Origin of the sequence: Streptomyces sp. DH12, from assembly GCF_020873895.1 — a bacterium.
Lineage (GTDB): Bacteria > Actinomycetota > Actinomycetes > Streptomycetales > Streptomycetaceae > Streptomyces.
The window spans coordinates 21,526-45,909 of sequence record NZ_JAHWGT010000002.1 but is presented as its reverse complement, the minus strand read 5'-3'; the positions used below and the strand labels follow the sequence as shown (position 1 = coordinate 45,909).

Genomic DNA, 24,384 nt, shown 5'->3' with positions numbered 1-24,384 from the left:
TCACTGTCCTTCCCGGTCGGATACGACCGCAGCGTATTGATTCCCACCCGTCCAGCCGCCCACGGCGGCATGACCGCCGGTGGACCCGAAGCCCCCCTCGCCCCTGGCGGAGCCGGGGAGCTCCGCCACCTCGTGGAAGCGGACCTTCTCGACCTGCTGAACGACCAGTTGGGCGATCCGGTCGAACCGTTCGAACCGCACGCTCTCACGCGGGTCCAGGTTGACCACGATCACCTTGATCTCTCCACGGTACCCGGCATCGACCGTCCCCGGGGCATTCACCAGACCGACGCCCAGCCGGGCGGCGAGCCCGGAGCGCGGGTGTACGAAGGCCGCGTAGCCGTCCGGGAGGGCGATCGACACCCCGGTGGGGAGGACCGCGCGCTCCCCGGGCGCCAGCTCGACGGCCTCGGTGGTGACGAGGTCGGCTCCGGCGTCGCCGGGGTGCCCGTACGCCGGGATCGGCACCTCCGGGTCCAGGCGGCGGATCAGCACGTCCACGGGATGGCGCATCAGGGGTTCACCTCGAAGGCGCGGGAGCGCCGGACCTGGTCGGGATCGGCCATGGCCGCGCGGATCTCCTCCGGGCGGCCGTTGTCGATGAAGTGATCGACCTTGACCTCGATGAAGAGCGCGTCGGCGCGGACCGCGACGGGGCCGTCGGGCCCGCCGATCCGGCCGGTCGCGGTGGAGTAGATCTTGCGGCCGTGGACGGCGGTCACCTCGGCCTGCAGGTGCAGGACCGTGCCGACGGGCACGGGCCGCGAGAAGTCCGTCTCCAGTCGGCCGGTCACGGCGATGACCCGCAGCAGCCAGCCGAGCGAGCCGAGCGTCTCGTCGAGCGCCGTGGCCAGCACGCCGCCGTGGGCCAGGCCCGGCGCGCCCTGGTGGTCGGCCGTGACGGTGAACTCGGCCGTGACGGCCACGCCCTCGCCGGCCCTGGCCTCCAGGTGCAGTCCGTGCGGCTGGCCGCCGCCGCAGCCGAAGCAGTGCGCGTAGTGGGCCCCGAGGAGCTCACCCGGGGCGGGGGCTTCGGGGTGCCGTACCGGCGGCCGGGCGCCGGCGGGAGGCGTCAGTGCAGTGCTCACAGCCGCAGACCTTACCCGCGCGGGGGCGCACCGGTCGCACCGTGCCAAGCTTGGGTGTATGCAGCCTTCCGACCGTCCTTCGGCCCCGCAGTACGACGAACGTCTCACGGCACCCGGCCAGTGGTGGTTCCTCGCCGCCCTGCTGGGCCTCTCCGGGGGCCTGGTGCTCATGCCGCTGGGCGCGGTCCCGATGCTGGGGGGCGTCATCGCCGCCGGCGCCCTGGCGTCGATCTGCGTCAGCTCGTACGGCTCGGCGCGCATCCGCGTGGTGGCGGGCTCCCTGGTCGCGGGGGACGCCCGGATCCCGGTGGAGGCGCTGGGCGAGCCGGAGGTGCTGGACGCGCGGGAGGCGCGCGCCTGGCGCACGCACAAGGCGGACCCGCGGGCCTTCATGCTGCTGCGCAGCTACATCCCGGGCGCGCTGCGCGTCGAGGTGACGGACCCGTCCGACCCGACGCCGTACGTGTACCTGTCGACCCGCGACCCGGAGGCCCTGGCGGGCGCCCTGATGCGGGCGCGCGAGGCGGCGGTGCGCGGCTGACGGCGGCCGCTGCGGGGGCCCCGGGGGGCGGGTCGCCTCGCCTGAGCCGGGGGGCGGCCCGGAGACGGGCGTGCGGTGCTCCGCGACGGCGGTGGCGGGAGCCGCCCGCCGCGCGCGGTGCGGCCGCCTCAGTAGCCCAGCTGCTTGGGGTTCTCGGGCTGCTCCAGCGGGGGCAGCTCCGGCAGCGCGTCCCAGGGCACCTGGCGGGTGCGCAGGTCGGCCCTGATCTGCTCGGCGAGCTTCCTGGTGTCGCGGCGGTTCATCACGGCGCCGACGGTGGCGCCGACCATGAAGGGGAGCAGGTTCGGCAGGTTGCGCACGGTGCGCTTCATGATCTGCTGGCGCAGTTCCCGCTTGACGCGGCCGCCGAGGGCGGCGTTGACGGTGGTGGGCTTGGTGACGTCGATGCCCCGCTCCTCCGTCCAGGCGGTCAGGTAGGCGGTGGAGCGCTCCCTGAGGCCGCCCGGTGGCCGCTGGCCGTAGACCTCGTGCAGTTCCGCGATCAGCTTCAGCTCGATCGCGGCCACGCCGGTGACCTCCGCGGCCAGCTCGGCCGGCATCGCCGGGGGCACGGGCAGCATGGCGGCGGCGCCGACTCCGGCGCCGACGGTCGCGGTGGCGTTCGCCGCGCCGGCGACGAGCTTGTCGGCGAGCTGCTCGGGGCCGAGGCCGGGGAACTGCCGGCGCAGGGCGGCCAGGTCCCGGACGGCGATGCGCGGCGCCGTCTCGATGATGCGGTCGGCCACGTACGCGAGGCCGGCCCGGGCGCCCGCGCCGCTCTTGCGCACGCCGCGCCGGACGGCGTCCAGACCGCGGGAGCGGACTGTCGGCCGGTCGGCCCGGTCGGGTGCGGCGCCGTGCGCCGCCGGTTCGAGCGAGGCCCCGGGGCCCCGCTCGTCGTCACGCGTGCCGGGGGAGGACAAGGCGGGCCGCTCGGCGGACGCCCCCTGGGCGCCCTGTGCCGGGCCGGTGCCGCCCTCGTGGGCCTCCGGCTTCCCTGGGAGCCGGAAGCGCCTCTTCCTGGACGGAGTGTCGCCTGCCACGTCCGACCGGACCTCAGTCGCAGTCTCGGCAGATGGGCTGGCCGTTCTTCTCCTTGGCCAGCTGGCTGCGGTGGTGCACCAGGAAGCAGCTCATGCAGGTGAACTCGTCCGCCTGCTTCGGCAGGACGCGGACGGCGAGCTCCTCGTTGGAGAGGTCGGCACCCGGCAGCTCCAGGCCCTCGGCGGCCTCGAACTCGTCGACGTCGACCGCTGAGGTCGACTTGTCGTTCCGCCGGGCCTTCAGCTCTTCGAGGCTGTCCTGGTCGACGTCGTCATCGGTCTTGCGTGGGGTGTCGTAGTCCGTAGCCATGTCACTCTCCCCCTCTGGGTGTTTGCGGTGTCTCCAGCGCACGTAACGCGTGAGAGGCCGGACTTGTGCCCGACCTGAGGCGGAGATTTTGCCTCACATCAAGGTCTGTTACTCAATCGACACCCAACCGGGGCCCTCTCGGGTGCTCGGCTTTGGGTGGCGAACGGGACCGTACACGGTCGGGGCCGCGTGCTTCACACGCACCACCCCGTGTACTTCCCGTGATCCCACCCCCGGGAAACCCGGACATCTCCTGGTTTTCCGGGGCCATTTCCCTTCACGGAGCGTGATCGTTCGACCAGTGACGGCTGTGATCGATCACACAGTGACGCCATCCGGGCGACCCCGGGAAATTCCGCTGAGAGCGAACAGGTCACGGTCGCCGGTCCACGTCCGTCACTGCGGCAGGGTGACGCGCATCACGAGGCCGCCGCCTTCCCGGGGCTCCGCGGTGATGCGGCCGCCGTGGGCGCGCGCCACGGAGCGGACGATCGACAGCCCGAGCCCGACCCCCCGGTCGCTCCCGGTCCGCTCCTCGCGGAGTCGGCGGAACGGCTCGAAGAGGTTGTCGATCTCGTACGCCGGCACGACCGGCCCCGTGTTCGACACCACCAGCACCGCCCGGCCCTGCTCGGCGGTGGTCGTGACCTCCACCCAGCCGTCCTCCGGCACGTTGTACCGCACGGCGTTCTGCACCAGGTTGAGGGCGACGCGCTCCAGAAGCACGCCGTTGCCCTGGACGACCACCGGGGCGCACTCGCCGCGGATCTCCACGCCCTTGGCCTCCGCCTCGCCCCGCACCTGGTCGATGGCGCGGGAGGCGACCTCGGCGACGTCCACGGGCTTGCGCTCCACGATCTGGTTCTCGCTCCGGGCGAGCAGCAGCAGGCCCTCGACGAGCTGCTCACTGCGCTCGTTGGTGGCGAGCAGCGCCTTGCCGAGCTCCCGCATCTCGACGGGGGCGGCCGGGTCGGAGAGGTGGACCTCCAGCAGCGTGCGGTTGATCGCCAGCGGCGTGCGCAGTTCGTGCGAGGCGTTGGCCACGAACCGCTGCTGCGCGGTGAAGGCCCGCTCCAGCCGGTCCAGCATGTCGTCGAAGGTGTCCGCGAGCTCCTTGAGCTCGTCGTCGGGCCCGGCCATCTTGATCCGGCGGCTCAGGTCGGAACCGGCCACCTGGCGGGCGGTGCGGGTGATGCGGCCCAGCGGGGAGAGCACGCGGCCCGCCATCGCGTAGCCGAAGGCGAACGCGATGATGCTGAGGCCCAGCAGCGCGAAGAGCGAGCGGCGCAGCAGCTCGTCCTGGGCGAGGTCGCGCTGGTGCTGGAGGCAGGCGGCCATGGCGTCGTTGAACTGGTCGGGCGTGACGCCCTCGACGGGCAGCCTGCACCAGGAGAAGTTGGGTTCGACCTCGCCCTTCAGCAGCTTGAAGGGCAGGTCGTCCGTGCTGATGGACAGCGCCTGCCGGGTGAGCAGGTAGATGATCGACAGCAGCAGGACGCCGGCGATCAGGAACATCCCGCCGTAGAGCAGGGTGAGGCGTATGCGGATGGTGGGGCGCAGCAGGGGGCGTGCCGGGATCCGCGGGTCCCAGGTGGGCTTCGGGGGCGCCTGTGGCGGGGTGGGGGTGCCGGCCACGGGGTCAGATCCGGTAACCGGAGCCGGGTACGGTGATGATCACCGGGGGCTCGCCGAGCTTGCGGCGCAGGGTCATGACGGTGACCCGGACGACGTTGGTGAACGGGTCGGTGTTCTCGTCCCAGGCCTTCTCCAGCAGCTGCTCGGCGGAGACCACGGCCCCCTCGCTGCGCATGAGCACCTCCAGCACCGCGAACTCCTTCGGGGCCAACTGGATCTCCCGGCCGTCGCGGAAGACCTCGCGTCGGTTGGGGTCGAGCTTGATCCCGGCCCGCTCCAGCACCGGCGGCAGGGGCACGGTGGTGCGCCGGCCCAGCGCGCGGACCCGGGCGATGAGCTCGCTGAACGCGAAGGGCTTGGGCAGGTAGTCGTCGGCGCCGAGTTCCAGCCCCTCGACGCGGTCGCTGACGTCGCCGGACGCGGTGAGCATCAGCACGCGGGTGGGCATGCCGAGCTCGACGACCTTGCGGCAGACGTCGTCACCGTGGACGAGGGGCAGGTCGCGGTCCAGGACGACGACGTCGTAGTCGTTGACGCCGATCCGCTCCAGGGCGGCGGCCCCGTCGTACACGACGTCGACGGCCATGGCCTCCCGGCGCAGTCCGGTGGCCACCGCATCGGCGAGCAGCTGCTCGTCCTCGACGACGAGTACGCGCACGGCGCTGTTCCTTTCTCCGAGCCCGGATCCGGGCAGATCCACGACACCGCGGGACGGACGGTGTCCCGCTCATCCTGCCCCTTACGCGCGTAAACCGGCTGTAAGGCGGCGGCCGGCGGGCGGTCCCGACGCCGTACCGGAGCAGGGGCGGAGCCGGGGGCGGGGCGGGGGCGGGCCGCGGGGCGGGGGCGACGCATTCGCGACAGGCGCGGATTTTTGAGGTTTCCCTGAGGTTTCCTCTGGGGAGGACGACTGCACACCCGAGATCACGCCCCGTACGCGGTTTGCCACGGGCCGCTCTGTCCCCCAGAGGCGCTGCGCGTGATCCGACCCACCCCCGGCACACCCCCGTGCCACCGACCCATGACGAGGGGGCGCATCATGGACGCTTTCACCGCAGGACTCCTCCAGCGCATAAGGGCCACGCAGAGCGATCTGACGCGGGCGCGGGAGACGGGAGACGACTTCCTGGCCGATGTCGAGCAGGCGGAGCTGGACGACCTCCGCCGGCTGGCGGAGGAGCACGGCGTCGAGGTCTCCGCGATGACCGTCTGACGCCCGCGTCCCTTCACGGGCCCGCCGAAGGCCCCGGTGTCCCCCGGACACCGGGGCCTTCGGCACGTCAGTCGTGCCAGGCGCCCAGGTCCTCCAGCAGGGCCTGCAGCGGCGTGAAGACGCCGGGGCTCGCGGCCACCGTGAGGTCGTCGTCCGCGGGCGCGCCGGGGCGTCCGCCGGTGAGGGCGCCCGCCTCGCGCGCGAGGAGCACGCCGGCGGCGCGGTCCCAGGGGCGCAGCCCGCGCTCGTAGTAGCCGTCCAGGCGGCCGGCGGCGACGTCGGCCAGGTCGACGGCGGCGGAGCCGCCCCGGCGGATGTCCCGCAGCAGCGGGACCAGCCGGCCGGCCACCTCCGCCTGGTGGGCGCGGACCTCGGCGACGTAGTTGAAGCCCGTCGACACCAGGGCCTGGTCCAGGGGCGGGGCGGGGCGGCAGCTCAGCCGCCGCTCCCCCAGGTGGGCGCCGCGACCGCGCACCGCGTGGAAGGTCTCGCCCCGCATCGGGACCTCGACGACGCCGACGAGCGCCTCGCCGTCGCGCTCGGCCGCGATGGACACCGCCCAGGTGGGCAGGCCGTAGAGGTAGTTCACCGTGCCGTCGAGCGGGTCGACGACCCACCGGATGCCGCTGGTGCCCTCGGTGGCGCCGCCCTCCTCGCCGAGCAGGCCGTCCTGCGGGCGGCGCTCGGCGAGGTACCCCGTGATCAGCTTCTCGGCGGCGATGTCCATCTCGGTGACGACGTCGATGGGGCTCGACTTGGTGGCGGCGACGCCGAGGTCGGCCGGGCGCCCGTCGCGCAGCAGGGCGCCGGCCCTGCGGGCCGCCTCCAGGGCGGCGTCCAGCAGCTCGTCCAGCAGCGGGTCGTCGGCCGTGCGGGGCGGCAGCGGGTCGGTCACGGGGCCTCCTCAGGCGTAGGGGCTGTCGGCGCCGGCCGCGGCGGGCCGCTCGGCGCGGGCGGGGCAGCAGCCGACCGGGCACAGGTCGTGCGAGGGCCCCAGGGCGCCCAGCGCGCACCGCTGCGGGGCGGCGCCCCGCTCCGCGGCCGCGCGCTCCAGCAGCAGCTCGCGCACGGCGGCGGCGAACCGCGGGTCGGCCCCCACGGTGGCGGAGCGGCGGACGGGCAGGCCCAGCTCGGCGGCCTTGGCCATGGCCTCGGTGTCGAGGTCGTACAGGACCTCCATGTGGTCGGAGACGAACCCGATGGGGACCATGACGACGGCCGGGACGCCCTTGCCGTGGAGCGCCTCGAGGTGGTCGCCGATGTCGGGCTCCAGCCACGGGATGTGCGGGGCGCCGCTGCGCGACTGGTAGACGAGCTCCCAGGGGTGGTCGACGCCGGTGCGCTCCCGTACCGCCCCGGCGATCAGGCGGGCGACGTCCAGGTGCTGCGCGACGTACGCGCCGCCCTCGCCGTGGCCCTCGACCGGGCCCGAGGTGTCGGCGGCGGACTCGGGGATGGAGTGGGTGGTGAAGGCGAGGTGGGCGCCCGCGCGGACGGCGTCGTCCAGCTCGGAGAGGGAGGCCAGGACGCCCTCGACCATCGGCTCGACGAAGCCGGGGTGGTTGAAGTAGTGCCGCAGCTTGTCGACCCTCGGCAGCGGCAGGCCCTCGGCCTCCAGGGTGGCGAGCGCGTCCGCGAGGTTCTCGCGGTACTGCCGGCAGCCGGAGTACGAGGCGTAGGCGCTGGTGGCGAGGACGGCGATGCGGCGGTGTCCGGCGCGGACCATCTCGCGCAGCGTGTCCGTCAGGTACGGCGCCCAGTTGCGGTTGCCCCAGTGCACGGGCAGGTCCACGCCGGCGGTGGCGAGGTCCTCGCGGATCGCCGCCAGCAGGGACCGGCACTGGTCGTTGATGGGGCTGACGCCGCCGAAGAGGAAGTAGTGCTGCCCGACCTCCTTCAGCCGCTCCGTGGGGATGCCGCGGCCCCGCGTCACGTTCTCCAGGAACGGCACGACGTCGTCGGGCCCCTCCGGGCCGCCGAAGGAGAGCAGCAGCAGGGCGTCGTACGGGGCCGGGTCTCGCTGGTCGGACACACGCTGATCGGACATGGTCCCGATCCTGCCACCCGGCACCGACAGCCGGGAAACCGCCGTGCGTCGCCACTCTTTCGGCCGTAATCTGTGAAGGCTGTACCAAACGCCTCACCCCGCCCGGTCCGCGCGCGCCGACCGCGGCCCGCCTCGCACCACCCTCGGAGAACCCCCTTGGCCAGTCCCTACCGTGCGCTCTTCGCCGTCCCCGGCACCCTCGGGTTCTCCGCCGCCGGCCTCCTCGGGCGCATGCCGCTGGCGATGATGGGCGTCGGCGTCCTCACGATGATCACCGAGCTGACGGGGCGGTACGGGCTGGCCGGGCTGCTGACCGGGACGCTGGCGCTCTCCGCCGCGGTGCTGGGCCCGCAGGTGTCCCGGCTGGTCGACCGGTACGGGCAGCGCCGGGTCCTGCGTCCGGCGACGCTCGTGTCGGTCGTGGCGGCCGGAGCGCTGCTGATCTGCGCCGAGAAGGGGCTGCCGGACTGGACGCTCTTCGTGTGCACGGCGGGCGCGGGCTGCGTGCCGAGCCTCGGCGCGATGACGCGGGCCAGGTGGGCGGAGATCCACCGGGGCCGGCCGCAGGAGCTGCACACGGCATACTCGCTGGAGTCGATCGTCGACGAGGTCTGCTTCATCGTGGGCCCGCCGCTGTCGATCGGCCTGTCGACGATGTGGTTCCCGGCGGCCGGCCCGCTGCTCGCCGCGCTCTTCCTGCTGGTCGGCGTCTGGTGGCTGACCGCGCAGCGGGCCACGGAGCCGGCGCCCCACCCGGTCGGCACGCACGCCGGCGCCCGGACCAGCGCGCTGCGCTCCCCCGGCCTGCAGGTCCTCGTCGCCGCGTTCGTCGCGACGGGGGCCGTCTTCGGCGGGGTCGACGTGGTGACGGTGGCGTTCGCCGAGGAGCAGGGCCACAAGACGGCGTCGAGCCTGGTGCTGGCGGTGTACGCGGCCGGTTCGTGCCTCGCGGGCGCCGTCTTCGGGACGATGCGGCCGAAGGGCGCCCCCGCCCGCCGCTGGCTCCTGGGCGTCATCGCGATGTCCGTGAGTATGATCCCCCTCCAACTGGCCGGGAACCTTCCGTTGCTGGCCGTCGCGCTCTTCGTCGCGGGCCTCGCCATCGCACCGACGATGGTGACCACCATGGCCCTGGTGGAGGCGCACGTACCGCGCGGCCAGCTCACCGAGGGCATGACCTGGACAGGGACCGGGCTCGCGGTGGGCGTGGCGCTGGGCACGTCGACCTCCGGCTGGGTGGTCGCCGAGCACGGGGCCTCCGTGGGGTACGCGGTGCCCGGTGTGGCGGGGGTGCTGGCGGCCGTGGTGGCGTTCCTGGGGTACCGCCGGCTGACCCAGCCGGTGCCGACGCGGGAGGGGCAGCGTGAGCAGCAGGACCCGGAACAGTCCGAGCGGCCGGAGCGGTTGGAGCGATCGGGGCGGTCCGAGCAGTAGCGGCTTCGCGAGCCGGCTGGGCCGGCGCGCGGCGGACGGCACCTGGCGCAACTGGGCGGGGAACGTCGCGGTCCGCCCGGCGCGGGAGGCCCGGCCGGCCTCGGTGGACGAGCTGGCCGAGGCGATCAGGAACGCCGCCGACGACGGCCTGCGCGTGAAGACCGTCGGCACCGGCCACTCCTTCACGTCGATAGCGGCGACGGACGGGCTGTTGATCCGCCCCGACCTGCTCACCGGCATCCGGCACGTCGACCGCTCGGCGATGACGGTGACCGTGGAGTCGGGCACGCCGCTGAAGCGGCTGAACGCCGCGCTGGCCCGGGAGGGCCTGTCGCTGGCGAACATGGGCGACATCATGGAGCAGACGGTCGCGGGCGCGATCAGCACCGGGACGCACGGCACGGGCCGCGACTCCGGCTCGCTCGCCGCCCAGGTCCGCGGGCTTGAGCTGGTGACGGCGGACGGGCGGGTGCTGGCCTGTTCGGCGCAGGAGGAGCCGGAGGTCTTCGCGGCGGCGCGGATCGGCCTGGGCGCGCTGGGCGTGGTGTCGGCGGTCACGCTCGCGGTGGAGCCGCTGTTCCTGCTCACCGCGCGCGAGGAGCCGATGTCGTTCGACCGGGTCACCGCGGAGTTCGAGGCGCTGCACGCCGAGAACGAGCACTTCGAGTTCTACTGGTTCCCCCACACGGAGAACTGCAGCACCAAGCGCAACAACCGCAGCCACGGTCCGGCCGCCCCGCTCGGGCCGGTGAGCGGCTGGTTCGAGGACGAGTTCCTCTCCAACGGGGTCTTCCAGGTGGCCAGTTCCTTCGGGCGCGCGCTGCCGGCGGCCGTCCCGTCGATCGCCCGGATCTCCAGTCGGGCGCTGTCGGCGCGGACGTACACCGACATCCCGTACAAGGTCTTCACCAGTCCCCGCCGGGTGCGCTTCATGGAGATGGAGTACGCCCTCCCGCGCGAGGCGGCCGTGGCGGCGCTGCGCGAGGTGAAGGCGATGCTGGAGCGCTCGCCGCTGCGGGTCGGGTTCCCCGTGGAGGTGCGGACGGCGCCCGCCGACGACATCACGCTCTCCACGGCGTCGGGCCGGGACACCGCCTACATCGCGGTGCACATGTACCGGGGGGCGCCCTACCGGGCGTACTTCACGGCGGTCGAGCGGATCATGACGGCGCACGGCGGCCGGCCGCACTGGGGGAAGGTGCACACGCGGGACGCCGGGTACCTGGCCGAGGTCTATCCCCGGTTCGGCGAGTTCACGACGCTGCGCGACCGGCTGGATCCCGACCGTCTCTTCGCCAACGCCTACCTGCGGCGGGTACTGGGTGACTGACGCCTCGTCCGCTGCCGTCCACGGGAGGCGCGCTTAGTTCCCTTTCGGCCGTTTTCCACCCGCGGAACACCGCTCGACGGGCCGTGTCGGAGGGTCAACTACCGGACGCCCGGAGAACTTCGGCGGCGCGCCGGTCCACTGACATGGCCCGAATGGAGTACTGTGGCGAACCCTGGGCATCGGTCCCTTACGGATGTCCGGGATCAACGGGAGGGGCCGAAAATGGCACTCGATCCGGCGGCGCCGCGATACCGCACGGAAGCCCGTGACCGGCTGTGACCGACCAGTCACGCCAGGTTGCGGAATAGGTTACCGTGCCATAACGGCGTTTCAGGGCCCATGCCCGACACGCCGGGCAACTCGGCAAGGTTGTGGCAGGCTGCACCCGGGCAGGCCACACTCGACTAGCGGAAGCAGCGACGCACGTGACGTCGGCAGGCACCACCCGGGAGGTCCCCATGCCCGAACTGCGTGTCGTGGCCGTCTCCAACGACGGCACACGACTGGTGCTGAAGGCTGCTGACAGCACGGAGTACACGCTTCCGATCGACGAGCGGCTGCGCGCCGCCGTCCGCAACGACCGCCCCCGTCTCGGCCAGATCGAGATCGAGGTGGAGAGCCACCTGCGCCCCCGGGACATCCAGGCGCGGATACGGGCCGGTGCCTCCGCCGAGGAGGTCGCCCAGCTCGCCGGCATCCCGGTCGAGCGGGTGCGCCGGTTCGAGGGCCCCGTGCTCGCGGAGCGCGCGTTCATGGCCGAGCGGGCCCGCAAGACGCCCGTCCGCCGCCCCGGTGAGAACGCCGGCCCCCAGCTCGGCGAGGCCGTGCAGGAGCGGCTGCTGCTGCGCGGCGCCGAGAAGGACACCGTGGCGTGGGACTCCTGGCGCCGCGACGACGGCACCTGGGAGGTCCTGCTCGTCTACCGGGTCGCCGGCGAGGTGCACACCGCCAGCTGGACCTACGACCCGCCGCGGCGGCTGGTGCAGGCCGTCGACGACGAGGCGCGCGCCCTCATCGGCGAGACCGACGACGCCGTGGCCGTCCCGGAGCCGAGCTTCCCCTTCGTCCCGCGCATCGCGCGGCTGCCGCGCGAGCGGACCCTGGACCGGCCCGCGGCGCCCGCGCCCAGCGCCGAGCCGGCGGAGGAGTCGGAACGCGACTCGCTGACCAGCCTGCTGGAGGCGGTGCCGAGCTTCCGGGGCGACATGGTCGTCCCGGAGCGTCCCACCGGTTCGGACGCGGCGGCCGCCGAGGACGGCACGGAGCCGGAGGCCGAGGAGCCGCCGGCGCCCGCCGCCTCGGCCGGTGCGGGGTCGGCGTACGCCGACGTGCTGATGCCGCGGTCGGTGAGCGGCCACCGGGACCGGCTGGTCGGCACGACCGACCGCCAGGCCGAGGCGGACGGGGTCCGCCCCGGGCGTCGGGCCGCCGTCCCCAGTTGGGACGAGATCGTCTTCGGCACCCGCCGCAAGAAGCAGGAGTAGCGACCGGCGGCTCGCGCCCCGGGACGGGCGCCGCCGACACCGGCCCCCCGTACCCGGCGCCACCGGTGACACCACCGGCCCTGAAGCCCGCGGTCCTGGAACACCGGCCCCGGTCCGGCGGCCCCGGTCCGGCGCCGCCGGCCCTTGAGGCCGGCGGCCGTCAGCTCAGCTGGCCGCCGTGCCGTCAGCCCCGGTCGGGGCCCGTGGCGACCGGCCTCGACGGGTCGCGCGACCACTCGGACCAGGAGCCGGCGTACAGCGCCGCCCTGATCCCCGCGGCCTCCATGGCGAGCACCTCGTGGGCCGCGGAGACGCCCGAGCCGCAGTACACGCCCACCTCGGGCGCGTCGAGCACGCCCAGCTCCTTGAACCGCGCCTCCAACGCCTCGACGGGCAGGAAGCGCCCGTCCGGTCCGACGTTGCCGCTGGTGGGGGCCGACACCGCGCCCGGAACGTGACCGGCCACCGGGTCGATCGGCTCGACCTCGCCCCGGTACCGCTCCCCCGCCCGGGCGTCCAGCAGCAGCCCGGACCGGGCCACGGCGGCCGCGCCGTCCGCGTCCAGCAGCGGCAGTCCGCCCGGTACCGGCCGGAAGTCGCCCGGCGCCGGGCGCGGGACGTCCAGCGACAGCTCGCCCCGCCAGGCGGCCAGGCCGCCGTCCAGGACGCGGACGTCGGGGTGGCCCGCCCAGCGCAGCAGCCACCAGGCCCGTGCCGCCGCCCACCCCTGGCCGCCGTCGTACACGACCACGGGCGTCCCGGCGGAGACGCCCGCCGCGCGCATCGCCGCGCCGAAGACGGCGAGGTCCGGCAGCGGGTGGCGGCCGCGCGGACCGGGCTCGCCGGCCAGCTCGGCGTCGAGGTCCACGTACACGGCGCCCGGGAGGTGGCCGGCCTCGTACGCCGGGCGTCCGGGCGGGCCGCCCAGCTCCCAGCGGACATCGAGCAGGACGGGGGCCCCGCCGGGGCCCGGTGCCGCCAGCTCGGCCGCGAGGTCCGCCGGGGAGACCAAGGGGTTCGAGTCGGTGCTTGCGTTGGGCTTCATACGTGCCATCCTCGCGCAGACACCGGCCGTGCCGGGGCGTCCGCGCGCGGATGGGTCACGGAAATCCGGGCATCCTCCTGCGGGATCGCGCCAAACCGCGGCGCGGCCCGGGCGCACCGTCCGGCCTGCGGTGCGAGCATCTGACGAGGCGTGAAGCCAGTTGGCGTGGGCGGTCCACGCCCCGTCCCCCCGTACGGCCACGATGATGGTCCGAGGAGAGTGTGACGATGACCGAGGCGACTCGGCGCGAGCCGGGTACACCCTGTTGGGTGAGCTTGATGGTGCACGACCTTGACGCGACGCAGGAGTTCTACGGGAACCTCTTCGGCTGGGAGTTCCGGCCCGGCCCGCGGCAGCTCGGCCCGTACGTGCGCGCCCTGCTCGACGGACTGGAGGTCGCCGGCCTCGGGCAGTCGCCCGCCGGCCGGGACCTGCCCGTGTCCTGGACCACGTACCTGTCGTCCCGCGACGCCTGTGACGCCGCCGAATCGATCCGCTGCGCCGGGGGGACCGTCGCCGTCGGGCCGATCGACGCGGGCGACGCCGGGCGGATCGTGATCTGCTCCGACCCGTCGGGGGCCGTCTTCGGCGTCTGGCAGGCCGCCGCCCACCTGGGGACGGCCGTGCGGGGGGTGCCGGGCGCGCCCGTCTGGAACGAGTTGCTGACCCACGACACGGAGTCGGTCGCGAAGTTCTACCGGACGGTCTTCGGCTGCGAGCCGGAGCCGTCGGCCCCCGCCGGCACGGACCTCGTCACGCTGCGCGCGGGCGGGCGGCCCGTCGCGGGGTTGCGCGGGATGGGCAGCGCCCTGCCGCGCGACCGGGGCGCGCACTGGATGACGTGGTTCGAGGTGGCGGACACGGACGGCGCCGCCCGACGGGTCGAGGAGCTGGGCGGGCGGGTGCTGCGGCCGCCGGCCGACGCGCCGGAGGGGCGGCACGCGGTGGTGGCGGACCCGGAGGGCGCCGTGTTCACGCTCGTGCGGTCGGCCGGTCGCTGATCCGCGGGGCCCGGCGGGCCGGCCCCGGTGGCACCAGGGCGGACCGCCGGGGGGCGGCGGGCAGGCGTACGGCGCGCGCGTCAGGCGGGCTGGACGCGCGCGGCCGGGCGGGGCGGCCGGGCGGCGCGCTCGGTAGGTCGCACCGTCGGTCCTGTCGCTGCCGCCGGTCCTGTCGGTCCGGTGCGGTCCGCCGGTCCGGTGGGGTCCGTCGGTCCCGGGGCTTCCATCGACCCCGTCGGTCCAGGCGGTCCCGCCGGTTCCGTCGGTTCCGTCGGTTCGACGGGGAGGACGTCCGGGGAGAGCGCGGCGGCGTGGGCGCTCGCGGCCGTCATGCGGCGCCGGTGGTGGCGTCGGCACAGCACCTCGTACCCCACCTCGTCCCCCGCGTTGACGTCGCCGACGACGACCTGCGCGCCCTCGACGACCATCACGCCGCCGACGGTGCGGGCGTTGTGCGTGGCCCGCGCCCCGCACCAGCACAGCGCCTCCACCTGGAGCACCTCGACCCGGTCCGCGAGCTCCACGAGCCGCTGCGAGCCGGGGAAGAGCTTGGAGCGGAAGTCGGTGGTGATGCCGAACGCGAAGACGTCCAGCTCCAGGTCGTCGACGACCCGGGCGAGCTGGTCGATCTGCTCGGGGGCGAGGAACTGCGCCTCGTCCGCGATGACGTAGTCGCAGCGGCCGCCGCGCGACAGGTGGTCGACGAGGTAGCCGTAGAAGTCGAACTCCTCGGCGGCCTCGACGGCCTCCGTGACCAGCCCGAGGCGGGAGGAGAGCTTGCCCGCCCCCGCCCGGTCGTTCCGGGTGAAGATCATGCCCTGGAGGCCGCGCGCGGACCGGTTGTGCTCGATCTGCAGAGCCAGGGTGCTCTTTCCGCAGTCCATCGTTCCGGAGAAGAACACCAGCTCGGGCATGGGGAGGCGACGACCTTTCGGGTCAACGGGACGGGGGCGGGAAGGGCGGGGCGGGGGCGGGCGGCGGCTACGGGCGCACTTCGAGCAGCGGGACGAGCTGTTCGGCGGCGGTCATCGAGCCGTGCATGCCGGCCATCGCCGACTCGTGCGGCTCCTCGATGGAGGCCGTCAGGGCCACGTCGTCGTGGGCGGCCGCGACGACGTCACCGATCCGGCCGAGGACCCGCGCGTCGATGTGCGGACCGAACCAGCCGGCCGCCACCGCCTCGTCACGGCCGGCGACCCAGAAGCGGTCGCCGAGCACCTCGCGCCAGCAGGCGAGGACGTCCGACGCGGCGCCGGGCACCGCGTACACGTGGCGGGCGCGGCCCTCGCCGCCGAGCAGGGCGACGCCGGCGCGCAGCTCCCAGTCCTCGTCGAAGTCGATCCGCGACTCCTCGTCGAAGGGGATGTCCACCATGCCGTGGTCGGCCGTGACGTACAGCGCGGAGCGCGGCGGGAGCTGCTCGGCGAGCCGCTGGACGAGCTGGTCGGCGTGCATCAGCTGCCCGCGCCAGGCGTCCGAGTCGACGCCGAAGCGGTGGCCGGCGCCGTCCACCTCGCTGTAGTACGTGTAGAGCAGCGCACGGTCGGCGGCGGCCAGCTGCCGGGCGGTGAAGTCCATGCGCTCCTCGCCGGAGAGCCGCCCGTGGAAGGTGCCGCCGCTGAGCGCGACCTTGGTGAGCGGCGTGTCCTGGAAGGCGGGGGACGACACCTGCGCCGTGTGGACGCCCGCCGCGTCGGCCAGCCGGAACACCGTCGGGTAGGGCTGCCAGACGTGCGGCGGGGTCCAGGGGCGCCAGCGCAGCTGGTTCATCAGCTGCCCGCTGTCCGGGTCGCGGACGGTGTACCCGGCGAGGCCGTGGGCGCCCGGGGGCAGTCCGGTGCCGACCGAGGCGAGGGAGGTCGCGGTGGTGGCGGGGAAGCCCGAGGTGAGGGGGCGTCCCGTGCCGCCGCGCGAGGTGCCGAGGAGCGAGGTCAGGAACGGCGCCTCGGCCGGGTGGGCCCGCACCTGCTCCCAGCCGAGCCCGTCGATGAGGAAGACGCAGACCCGGTCGGCCGGCGTCAGCTCCTCGATGCGCGGTGTGAACTCCGGCACGCCGAGTCCGGCCGCGACGGTCGGCAGCAGGTCGGCGAGGGACCCGGTGCCGTACTCGGGCACCGGCGCGGTGTCGAGGGCCAGCGGTACCGGGTCGTCGGGCCAGGCGGAGGCCGGGGCGGCGGGCTGGACCATCAGCGGGCGGCCGCGGTGGCTTCGGACAGGGCCTGCGCGAAGCGCAGCGCCTGGCGGACCGTCTCGGGGCCGTCGCCGGCCTCGCTGACGCGCAGGCTGAGGTCGTCGGCGGTGGAGCTGCCGGTGTAGCCGTGGTCGGCGTCGCAGTTCGGGTCGCCGCAGGCGGCGGGCTCCAGGTCGAGGCGGGCGACGGCGCCCCAGCCGACCGTGAGGACCACCTCGCGCGGGAGCGAGCCGGGCGTGTACGCCTCGGGGTTCGCCACGACGCGGCTGACGACCACCGACGAGATCCGGTCGAGCTTGACGGACTCGGTGGACGTGGTCGCGTACGGCGTCGGGGAGCTGGTGTCGGCGTTCTGCTCGTCGGTGTGGCTGACGATGAAGCGGGTCGAGGTGAGGACGAGGACGGTGACGTGGCGCCGCACCTCGTTGGCGTCGAAGGTGGTCTCCTGGTGGACGAGGTACGACGAGATCGGCTCGCCGCCGACGGCGGCCTCCACCGCCTCGGCCACGAGGGCCGGGTAGTAGCCGCTGCGCTCGATGGCCGCGCGCAGCCCCTGGGTCGTCGTACCGGTCTTCGCCATGGACTCCATCCTAAGGGGCGTCCGGGCCGCCGGTGACGGTCGTGAGGGCGCCGCGGGGGAGGGAGTCCCCGGGCGCTCCTAGTAGCTGGGGAGCCGGCGGGGGCCGAGGTCGGTGCGGGCCGGCGGCGGGGCGAGGCGGACGGTCGCACCGAGGACGGCGAGGCCCCGGGGGGCGACGACGACGGGTTCGAGGGCCACGGCGACCACCTCCGGATGGTCGTCCACCAGCCGCGACACGCGCAGGAGCAGCTCCTCCAGGGCGGCGGTGTCGACGGGGGCGGAGCCGCGCCAACCGAAGAGGAGCGGGGCGGTCCGGATGGATCGGATCTGCTCGGCGACGTCCCGGTCGGTGGCCGGGACGAGTCGGTGGGCGGTGTCCCCGAGGAGTTCGGAGGGGGCGCCGGCGAGGCCGAAGGAGAGCACGGCGCCCACACCGGGGTCGATCGCGGCGCGCACGACGGTGTCGACGCCGCGCGGGACCATGGCCTGGACGACCGGCTGGAGCTCGGTGGGCTTGCCGAGGGCGTCCGTCAGCTCGGTGTACGCGGTGCGCAGCTGTTCCTCCGTGGCGAGGTCCAGGCGTACGCCGCCGAGGTCGGGGCGGTGGCGCAGGTGCGGCGCGGTGGTCTTCAGGGCGACGGGGTAGCCGAGCCGGGCGGCGGCCCGCACGGCGGTGTCGGGGTCGGGCGCGGGGAGCGTGGGCCGGACGGGGATGCCGTAGCGGGCGAGCAGCCGGTGGGTGTCGTCCGGCGTGAGCGTGACGCCCCGCTCCCCCGCGCCGGGCGCGTCCAGCAGTTCCTGGATCCGCGCGGCGGCCCCGCTCTCGTCGATCCCCTCGTACTCGGGGACCCGGCCGGGGTCGGCGACCTTGCGGCGCCACTCGGCGTACCGGACGGCCTCGGCGAGGGCCCGGACGGCGCGTTCGGCGGCGGGGTAGGCGGGGATGCGACCCGAGGTGTCGGGGGTGTCGGGGGTGTCGGCGGTTCCCGGGGCGCCGTCCGCGGTGTCGGGGCCCCCCGTGGCGTACGGGCTGTCGGTGGCGTACGGGCTGCCGGCGGTTCGCGGGGTTTCGGGGGTGTGCGGGGCGTCGGCGGGCCGGGGGGTGGTCCGCGGGAGGGGTGGCGCGTGAGCGGGGGGCCGCGTCGCCGGTGGGGCGGTGGCCGCACGGGCGGGCGGGCCGGCGGCGTGTTCCGGGGCGGGGGCGGTGCTGGCGGCGGCGGCGAGGGCGTCGGCCAGCGCGCCCAGCTCCACGTGGACGACGACGACCGGCTTCGCGGGCGCGGTGGCGCGGGCCGCGCGCAGCGCCGCCGCCAGGACCTCCCCCTCGCCGGACGGGTCGACGCCCCCGTGCGGGCCGACCGACGGGATGGCCGTGACGACGACCGCGTCGCAGGCGTCGTCGTGGAGCGCCTCGGCAAGGGCGGTGCGGAAGTCGTCCGGGGCCGCGGCCGTGGTCAGGTCCCGGGGCGGCAGCGGCCGCAGGCCCTCGGTGAGGCAGGCGTCGTAGGTGAGCAGGCCGAGCGACTCCGAGTTGCCGAGGATCGCGACGCGCGGGCCGGCGGGGAGCGGCTGCCCGGCGAGGAGCAGCCCCGCGTCGACCAGCTCGGTGACGGTGTCGACGCGGATCACCCCCGCCTGCCGGAGCAGCTCCGAGACCGTGGCGTGCGGGATGCGGGTGACGGGCACGGCGTGGCCGGGCGGCGCGCTGCCGCTGTGCCGGGCGCCCTTGACGACGACGACCGGCTTGACGGCGGCGGTCCGGCGGGCCAGCCGGGTGAACTTGCGGGGGTTGCCGATCGACTCCAGGTAGAGCAGGACGACGTCGGTGTCGGGGTCCTCGTACCAGTACTGGAGGATGTCGTTGCCGGAGACGTCCGCCCGGTTGCCGGACGAGACGAACGACGACACCCCGGCGCCGCGCCGGTGCAGTCCCGCGAGGAGCGCGATGCCGATCGCGCCCGACTGCGTGAACAGGCCGATGCGGCCGGCGGCGGGGAGCTGCGGGGCGAGGGAGGCGTTGAGCCGGGTGCCGTCCGCGGTGTTGATGACGCCGAAGGCGTTGGGCCCGATGACGCGCATGCCGTACGAGCGGGCCTGCCGTACCAGGGCGCGCTGGCGCTCCCGGCCCGCGGGGCCGCTCTCCGCGTAGCCGGCCGAGAGGACGACCAGGCCGCGTACGCCGTGCTCGCCGCAGTCGGCGACGGCCTGCGGGACCCGTTCGGCGGGCACGGCGACGACCGCGAGGTCGACCGGCTCGCCGACGTCGCCGACGGAGCGGTACGCGGGGACGCCCTCCAGGGTGGCCGGCCCCTCCGGGAGGGCGCTGTTCACGGCGTACGCGCGACCGGTGAAGCCGGCTTCGACGAGGTTGCGCAGGACGGTCCGGCCGACGCCGCCGGGGCTGCGGCCCGCGCCGACGACGGCGACCGAGCCGGGGGCGAGGAGGCGCTGCACGGACCGGGCCTCGGCGCGCTGCTCGCGGGCGCGCTGGACCGCGAGGGAGCGGTCGGTGGGCTCCAGGTCGAGGTGGAGGCGGACGGCGCCGTCCTCGAAGCTGCGCTTCTGGGTGTACCCGGCGTCCGTGAACACCTTGATCATCTTGGTGTTGGCGGGCAGGACCTCGGCGGCGAACCGGCGGATCCCGCGCTCGCGGGCGACGGCGGCGATGTGTTCGAGGAGGGCGGAGGCGACGCCCCGGCCCTGGTGGGCGTCCTGGACCAGGAAGGCGACCTCGGCGTCGGCGGCCGGGGCGGCGGCGGGGTGGCCGTTCTCGTCGATCCGGTCGTAGCGGACGGTCGCGATGAACTCGCCGCCGATCGTGGCGGCCAGACCCACCCGGTCCACGTAGTCATGGTGGGTGAAATGCCGCACGTCCTTGGCGGAGAGCCGGGGGTAGGGTGCGAAGAACCGGTAGTACTTCGACTCGTCGGAGACCTGCTCGTAGAAGCTGACCAGGCGTTCGGCGTCGTCCGTGGTGATGGGTCTGATCCGCGCGGTGCCGCCGTCGCGGAGCACCACGTCCGCTTCCCAGTGGTCTGGATAGGCGTGCGCCGACTGATCGGACGGGTTCAGCATGGGCCAAGGGTACGGCGCGCGGCGTGGTACGGGAGGGGGCCGGGAGGAACGCGGAGTCGGGTTCCCCCACTCTTCCGAACATGAGAGACTGGTCTAGACAACCACTAGCACGTGAGGGACAACACCATGGCTGAGCGCCGCGTCCACGTGGGTTGGGCCGAGGGCCTGCACGCCCGCCCCGCCTCCATCTTCGTCCGTGCCGCCACGGCGTCCGGCGTTCCCGTGACGATCGCCAAGGCCGGCGGCACCCCGGTCAACGCCGCGTCGATGCTCGCCGTGCTCGGTCTCGGCGCGCAGGGCGGCGAGGAGGTCGTCCTCGCCTCCGACGCCGAGGGCGCGGAAGCGGACGCGGCGCTGGACCGGCTGGCGAAGCTGGTCGCCGAGGGCCTGGAGGAGCTGCCCGAGACCGTCTGACGGCCCCGGTCGCAGCAACACGAGAGCCGCACCCCCGATCGGGGGTGCGGCTCTCGCGTTGCGGGGGGGGAGGGCGGTCCGGCACGGCGGGTCGCGGGGACCGCGGGCCGTGGACTGTGGGCCGTGGCCGTGGCCGTGGCCGTGGCCGTGGACTGTGGGCCGCGGGCCGTGGCCGTGGGCCGTCGGGGGGCTTTTCGCGCCGGAGCCTGTTCCCCGCGCGGCCGGCGCACCAAGGCGTCACGGGATTACGGCGCGACCGCCCGTCGCCATTGTTCCGTCCCGCATTCGACCGTCACCTTTTCCCGGCGCTCGGCGCGGAGTTCGGCGCGGAGTTCGCGGGGACGGGAAAAGGCCCGACGCAAGCGGAAAAGGCGCGGGTTCCCGCCCTTTCCCCGCATACGACTCCGATACGACTCTGTATACGACGCCGCTGTTAATGCCGTGCTCCGGCGGTGTTTACGGGAGGTTGCGGACCCCTCACACCGCTCGCGCGGCGCAACCGGTGTGAGCCGCGCCAGCGCTCGGCGTGCTGCGCGGTGAGCGCGCGGGCGCGCTCCGCGTCGCCGCGGGCCACGGCGTCGACGATGGCGCCGTGCTCGGCCCACGCGTCCGCCGGGCGGGCGGGCTCGTCGACCACGTACATCCAGGCGATCTTGTGGCGCAGCTGGGTGAGCAGCGAGGTGAGGCCGGGGCTCGCCGACGCCTGGGCCAGCGTCTCGTGGAACCAGCCCCCCAGCGCCCGCAGGTCCTCCCCGGTGCCGCGGCGGGCTCCCTCCTGGCCGAGCCGGACGAGGCCGCGCAGCACCTTCAGATGGGCGTCCGTGCGCCGCTGGGCGGCACGGGCGGCGCCGAGCGGCTCCAACACCGCGCGCATCTCCAGCAGGTCGGCGGCCTCCTGCTCGGACGGCTCGGCGACGCAGGCGCCGACGTGGCGGCGGGAGGTGACGAAGCCCTCGGACTCCAGGGTGCGCAGCGCCTCGCGGACCGGTACGCGCGAGACGCCGTAGCGGCGGGCGAGCTGTTCTTCCGTCAGACGGCTGCCGCGGGGCAGCGCCCCGGAGACGATGTCCGCTCGGATCGCCGTGCACACCGAATGCGCGGGAACGCGCATACCGAACCTCCGAACCACTCCGCCCACCGTTTTATCCGCGCGACACCCAGGAGTTCGACGCTGTTGCGGTGACTCTATGGCAACCACACGGATTTTCCGATGGCAGGCCGGAATTCATGGTGCTTTTTTGGACGTGCGCGGGCGTGCGGAGGGGGCCGGAAACGGCGCGGAGGCCCCCGCTCGTCGACGAGCGGGGGCCTCCGTCAAGCGGGTGGCGGGTCAGACGTTGACGCCGCGGGCCCGGAGGTAGGACACCGGGTCGATGTCCGAGCCGTACTCGGCGCTCGTACGGGCCTCGAAGTGCAGGTGCGGGCCGGTGGAGTTGCCGGTGGAGCCGGAGACGCCGATCTGCTGGCCCGGCGCGACGCTCTGGCCGACCGCGACGCTGACCGAGGCGAGGTGGCCGTACTGCGTGTACGTGCCGTCGTTCATGCGGATGACGACGTTGTTGCCGTAGGCGCCGCCCCAGCCGGCCTCGACGACGGTGCCGGCGCCCACGGAGACGACGGTGGAGCCGTAGGCGGCGTGGAAGTCGACCCCGGAGTGGCTGCCGGAGGACCACAGCGCGCCGCCCGACTGGTAGGCGGTGGACACGTACGAGCCGGCCACGGGCAGCTGGAAGCTGTTCAGGCGCTTGCGCTCGGCCTCGCGGTCCGCGCGCTCCTGCTCGCGGTCGGCACGCTCCTGCGCCTGGCGGGCGGCCTCGGCGCGGGCCTCGGCCTTGCGCTTGGCGGCCATCTCGGCCTCCGCCTGGCGCTCGGCGACCTCGGCGGCCAGCTCCTGCGCCGACGCCTGGTCCGCGACCTCGTCGGCCAGGTCGTAGTCGGCGATGGCGGTGGTGAGCCCGGTGTCCTCAGGGGCCGCGGCCCGGTCGGCCTCGCCGGCGAAGGCCGGGGAGGCGAGGGTTCCGATGACGCCGGAGGTGGCGAGTGCGGCGACGCCGGCGGCGTGGGCGCTCTTGCGGCTCAGACGGCTGGGGGCGCGGTGCTTCCCGGTGGCACGGGTGAACGCCATGAAGTGGACGTGTCCTTTCCTTCCCTCTCGCCTACCGGGTTAGCTGACGGGTTCGGAGCAGGAAGGTCTCCTACGGGCCCCTCCACGCGGCGGCGAAGGCGTCCGATTCACCCCAGGGGACGGTGGGTCCCCGGCTCCCCAGGCTCGCGCCTGACGGGGATTCGGCGATCGCTGCCCGGTGCCGCGGGTGCGGCGGTCATGCGGGCGGACAGCGGCTAAGACGCTAAGCGGCTGATCATTCAATCACCAAACGGACGCGGATTTTTGTAGCGCACGCCACAGTGCAGACACCCCGCCTTGCCAACAAAACGGACACCCGGGCGGGACGGGAAGAGCCCCGGCATCCGAAACGGATGCCGGGGCTCCACGGTGTCCCCTCTCGGGTCCGGGGCCGCACGGGGGCCTGGCCCCTCGCGACTCCGGACCCGGCGTCAATCAGCCGGGGACGACGGTGACTTCGCCCAGGCCAAGGGCCTCGACCGGTGCCTTGATCTGCGTGGCGTCCCCCACGAGGACCGTGACGAGGCGGTCCGGCGGGAAGGCGCTGACGACCGCGGCCGTGGCCTCTACCGTGCCCGTCGCGTCCAGGCGCTGGTACATCCGGGCCTGGAAGTCGTCCGGGAGATGCTGCTCGACCTGGTCGGCGAGGGTGGCGGCGACGGACGCCGCCGTCTCGTACTTGAGCGGCGCCACGCCCACCAGGTTGTGCACGGCGGCGTCACGCTCGGCGTCGGTCAGCCCCTCGGCGGCGAGCGTCCGCAGCACGGTCCACAGGTCGTCCAGGGCGGGGCCGGTGTTGGGGGTGTCCACCGAGCCGCTGATGGCGAGCATCGCCGCGCCGGAACCGTCCGGCAGCGACCGCAGGACCTGGCCGAAGGCCCGTACGCCGTAGGTGTAGCCCTTCTCCTCGCGCAGGACGCGGTCCAGGCGCGAGGTGAGGGTGCCGCCCAGGCAGTACGTGCCGACGACCTGGGCCGGCCACACGCTGTCGTGCCGGTCGGGGCCGACGCGGCCGATGAGCAGCTGCGTCTGCACGGCGCCCGGCCGGTCGACGATGACGACGCGGCCGGTGTCGTCGGCGGTGACGGCCGCCGCGGCGCGCTCACGGGGCGCGTCGCCCGTCCACGCGCCGAGGGTGTCGCCGAGGACGGCGTCCAGGTCGATCCCGGTCAGGTCGCCGACGACGACGGCCGTCGCCGACGCGGGGCGGACGTGGGCCTCGTAGAAGGCGCGCACGGCCGCGGCGTCGATCCGGGCGACGGTGTCCTCGGAGCCCTGGCGGGGGCGGGACATCCGCGAGGTGGCCGGGAACAGCTCGGCGGAGAGCTGCTTGGCGGCGCGCCGCGCCGGGTTGGCCGTCTCGTGCGGGATCTCGTCGAGCCGGTTGCGCACGAGCCGCTCGACCTCGCCGTCGGCGAAGGCGGGGGCCCGCAGCGCCTCGGCGAGCAGCCCGAGTGCCTTGTGCAGCCGGGAGGCCGGCACCTCCAGGGAGACCCGCACGGCCGGGTGGTCGGCGTGCGCGTCGAGCGTGGCGCCGCACCGCTCCAGCTCGGCGGCGAACTCCTCGGCGGAGCGCTTGTCGGTGCCCTCCGACAGGGCGCGCGCCATGATCGTGGCGACGCCGTCGAGGCCCTCCGGCTCGGCGTCCAGCGGGGCGTCCAGGACGATCTCCACGGCGACGACCTGCTGGCCGGGGCGGTGGCAGCGCAGCACGGTCAGCCCGTTGTCCAGGCGGCCCCGCTCGGGGGCGGGGAAGGCCCACACCCGGGGCGTGCCCGGCTGCGGCTGCGGGTGGAAGTCCATACTGGTCAGAGACACGGCAGCGTCG

General features: G+C 74.6%; 22 protein-coding genes, 1 pseudogene and 1 riboswitch. Of the genes and pseudogenes, 7 read left to right on the top strand and 16 right to left on the bottom strand.

The window, feature by feature from the left end; translation table 11 throughout:
* Together dut and LPA54_RS01935 are read right to left on the bottom strand one after the other, a co-directional pair.
* The gene (dut, locus tag LPA54_RS01940) at positions 1–513 is read right to left on the bottom strand and encodes a dUTP diphosphatase (protein WP_228973299.1); all 513 of its coding nucleotides are present in this window, start codon (positions 511–513) and stop codon (positions 1–3) included.
* A complete protein-coding gene (locus tag LPA54_RS01935) occupies positions 513–1,088 on the bottom strand; it encodes a PaaI family thioesterase (protein ID WP_228973298.1) in 576 nt (191 codons plus the stop codon). The genes dut and LPA54_RS01935 overlap by 1 nt, the downstream gene beginning before the upstream one ends.
* 58 nt (positions 1,089–1,146) lie before the next feature.
* On the opposite strand from LPA54_RS01935, the gene LPA54_RS01930 reads away from it, so the two are divergent.
* Positions 1,147–1,629, top strand: coding sequence for a DUF3093 domain-containing protein (locus LPA54_RS01930; protein ID WP_228973297.1), 483 nt, complete (start codon positions 1,147–1,149; stop codon positions 1,627–1,629).
* Between the two features lie 128 nt (positions 1,630–1,757).
* On the opposite strand, the gene LPA54_RS01925 is transcribed toward LPA54_RS01930, so the two are convergent.
* From LPA54_RS01925 to LPA54_RS01910, 4 genes are all read right to left on the bottom strand, one after another.
* A complete protein-coding gene (locus LPA54_RS01925; protein WP_228973296.1) occupies positions 1,758–2,672 on the bottom strand; it encodes a hypothetical protein in 915 nt (304 codons plus the stop codon).
* A 13-nt stretch (positions 2,673–2,685) separates the two neighbouring features.
* The gene (locus LPA54_RS01920) at positions 2,686–2,982 is read right to left on the bottom strand and encodes a DUF4193 domain-containing protein (protein WP_058943822.1); all 297 of its coding nucleotides are present in this window, start codon (positions 2,980–2,982) and stop codon (positions 2,686–2,688) included.
* 396 nt (positions 2,983–3,378) lie between these two features.
* Positions 3,379–4,617 carry a cell wall metabolism sensor histidine kinase WalK gene (locus tag LPA54_RS01915; protein WP_228973295.1) on the bottom strand — a complete coding sequence of 413 codons (1,239 nt, stop codon included), beginning with the start codon at positions 4,615–4,617 and terminating at the stop codon, positions 3,379–3,381.
* Positions 4,618–4,621: 4 nt separating this feature from the next.
* On the bottom strand, positions 4,622–5,275 hold the full coding sequence (locus tag LPA54_RS01910; protein WP_228973294.1) for a response regulator transcription factor: 654 nt from the start codon (positions 5,273–5,275) through the stop codon (positions 4,622–4,624).
* A 381-nt stretch (positions 5,276–5,656) separates the two neighbouring features.
* Here LPA54_RS01910 and LPA54_RS01905 point away from each other — a divergent pair, with 381 nt between their 5' ends.
* Positions 5,657–5,830 (top strand): hypothetical protein, encoded by a 174-nt coding sequence (locus LPA54_RS01905; protein ID WP_228973293.1) that lies wholly within the window; start codon positions 5,657–5,659, stop codon positions 5,828–5,830.
* Between the two features lie 67 nt (positions 5,831–5,897).
* Here LPA54_RS01905 and LPA54_RS01900 read toward each other — a convergent pair whose 3' ends face one another.
* Positions 5,898–6,725 (bottom strand): inositol monophosphatase family protein, encoded by an 828-nt coding sequence (locus LPA54_RS01900; RefSeq protein WP_228973292.1) that lies wholly within the window; start codon positions 6,723–6,725, stop codon positions 5,898–5,900.
* A 9-nt stretch (positions 6,726–6,734) separates the two neighbouring features.
* The gene (locus tag LPA54_RS01895; RefSeq protein WP_228973523.1) at positions 6,735–7,862 is read right to left on the bottom strand and encodes a ferrochelatase; all 1,128 of its coding nucleotides are present in this window, start codon (positions 7,860–7,862) and stop codon (positions 6,735–6,737) included.
* Between the two features lie 171 nt (positions 7,863–8,033).
* On the opposite strand from LPA54_RS01895, the gene LPA54_RS01890 reads away from it, so the two are divergent.
* From LPA54_RS01890 to sepH, 3 genes are all read left to right on the top strand, one after another.
* Positions 8,034–9,311, top strand: a complete 1,278-nt coding sequence (locus LPA54_RS01890; RefSeq protein WP_228973291.1) for an MFS transporter — start codon at positions 8,034–8,036, stop codon at positions 9,309–9,311.
* Between the two features lie 16 nt (positions 9,312–9,327).
* The gene (locus tag LPA54_RS01885) at positions 9,328–10,641 is read left to right on the top strand and encodes a D-arabinono-1,4-lactone oxidase (RefSeq protein WP_228973522.1); all 1,314 of its coding nucleotides are present in this window, start codon (positions 9,328–9,330) and stop codon (positions 10,639–10,641) included.
* A gap of 425 nt (positions 10,642–11,066) precedes the next feature.
* Complete coding sequence (gene sepH, locus LPA54_RS01880; protein ID WP_228973290.1) at positions 11,067–12,125, top strand: septation protein SepH; 1,059 nt, start codon at positions 11,067–11,069, stop codon at positions 12,123–12,125.
* Positions 12,126–12,309: 184 nt separating this feature from the next.
* Here the strand turns inward: sepH and LPA54_RS01875 are convergent, their stop codons facing one another.
* Positions 12,310–13,170, bottom strand: a complete 861-nt coding sequence (locus tag LPA54_RS01875; RefSeq protein WP_228973289.1) for a sulfurtransferase — start codon at positions 13,168–13,170, stop codon at positions 12,310–12,312.
* A 227-nt stretch (positions 13,171–13,397) separates the two neighbouring features.
* On the opposite strand from LPA54_RS01875, the gene LPA54_RS01870 reads away from it, so the two are divergent.
* Positions 13,398–14,171, top strand: coding sequence for a VOC family protein (locus LPA54_RS01870; RefSeq protein ID WP_228973288.1), 774 nt, complete (start codon positions 13,398–13,400; stop codon positions 14,169–14,171).
* A 275-nt stretch (positions 14,172–14,446) separates the two neighbouring features.
* Here LPA54_RS01870 and LPA54_RS01865 read toward each other — a convergent pair.
* The 4 genes and pseudogenes from LPA54_RS01865 to LPA54_RS01850 all read right to left on the bottom strand — a co-directional run.
* Positions 14,447–15,085 (bottom strand): annotated as a pseudogene (locus LPA54_RS01865) (thymidine kinase); the annotation flags it as partial.
* Between the two features lie 67 nt (positions 15,086–15,152).
* The gene (locus LPA54_RS01860; RefSeq protein ID WP_228973287.1) at positions 15,153–16,358 is read right to left on the bottom strand and encodes an alkaline phosphatase family protein; all 1,206 of its coding nucleotides are present in this window, start codon (positions 16,356–16,358) and stop codon (positions 15,153–15,155) included.
* Positions 16,358–16,942 (bottom strand): DUF5998 family protein, encoded by a 585-nt coding sequence (locus LPA54_RS01855; protein ID WP_228973286.1) that lies wholly within the window; start codon positions 16,940–16,942, stop codon positions 16,358–16,360. The genes LPA54_RS01860 and LPA54_RS01855 overlap by 1 nt, the downstream gene beginning before the upstream one ends.
* Positions 16,943–17,020: 78 nt before the next feature.
* A complete protein-coding gene (locus tag LPA54_RS01850; protein ID WP_228973285.1) occupies positions 17,021–20,017 on the bottom strand; it encodes a bifunctional GNAT family N-acetyltransferase/acetate--CoA ligase family protein in 2,997 nt (998 codons plus the stop codon).
* A 126-nt stretch (positions 20,018–20,143) separates the two neighbouring features.
* Here LPA54_RS01850 and LPA54_RS01845 point away from each other — a divergent pair, with 126 nt between their 5' ends.
* Complete coding sequence (locus tag LPA54_RS01845; protein WP_228973284.1) at positions 20,144–20,431, top strand: HPr family phosphocarrier protein; 288 nt, start codon at positions 20,144–20,146, stop codon at positions 20,429–20,431.
* A gap of 433 nt (positions 20,432–20,864) precedes the next feature.
* On the opposite strand, the gene LPA54_RS01840 is transcribed toward LPA54_RS01845, so the two are convergent.
* From LPA54_RS01840 to LPA54_RS01830, 3 genes are all read right to left on the bottom strand, one after another.
* On the bottom strand, positions 20,865–21,542 hold the full coding sequence (locus LPA54_RS01840) for a GntR family transcriptional regulator (RefSeq protein WP_228973283.1): 678 nt from the start codon (positions 21,540–21,542) through the stop codon (positions 20,865–20,867).
* 219 nt (positions 21,543–21,761) lie between these two features.
* Positions 21,762–22,556 carry a M23 family metallopeptidase gene (locus LPA54_RS01835; protein WP_228973282.1) on the bottom strand — a complete coding sequence of 265 codons (795 nt, stop codon included), beginning with the start codon at positions 22,554–22,556 and terminating at the stop codon, positions 21,762–21,764.
* Between the two features lie 13 nt (positions 22,557–22,569).
* A riboswitch (cyclic di-AMP (ydaO/yuaA leader) is annotated at positions 22,570–22,733 on the bottom strand.
* A 258-nt stretch (positions 22,734–22,991) separates the two neighbouring features.
* Positions 22,992–24,359 (bottom strand): pitrilysin family protein, encoded by a 1,368-nt coding sequence (locus LPA54_RS01830; RefSeq protein ID WP_228973521.1) that lies wholly within the window; start codon positions 24,357–24,359, stop codon positions 22,992–22,994.
* Between the last annotated feature and the right edge of the window lie 25 nt (positions 24,360–24,384).